The 434-nt window shown below is 44.7% G+C and carries 1 pseudogene; it reads left to right on the top strand.

The features are described 5' to 3' along the window. Positions 1–97: 97 nt before the first annotated feature. A pseudogene (locus tag ACM2FC_RS23625) lies at positions 98–434 on the top strand (IS4-like element ISPpr2 family transposase); the annotation flags it as partial.

Genomic DNA, 434 nt, shown 5'->3' with positions numbered 1-434 from the left:
CTGAGGAATCCCCACGAATTTCTCTCTATAGACTGATTGTGTATCGACCTTAGCCTTTATTTATGATCAACTCATTGATAAAAAATGAGTTATCTTGATGAAGGCTTCTACCACACTCAAAAACGATATCGCCGCTGCGTATCCTCATATCCATGCCGCACGACTACATACGCTCTTTACCTTTGTCGAATCTGGAATGACCGACCAGCGCCTTACCGTCACTTACTTAGGGCGTGGGCTCAAAAGCACTTCGGATACCGACAAAAAACACGATATTAAACGGGCTGATCGGTTGATAGGAAACCCGCATCTACACAGTGAGCGGATTTGCTTCTATGAAATGATGACGGAATATCTAGTGGGTAACCACTCTCATCCCATCGTCATCGTTGATTGGTCACCAGTCAATGGACAGGAGATCTTCCAAGTGCTTA

This window comes from Vibrio sp. A37, from assembly GCF_059777565.1.
This window is presented reverse-complemented; position numbering and strand designations above follow the sequence as displayed.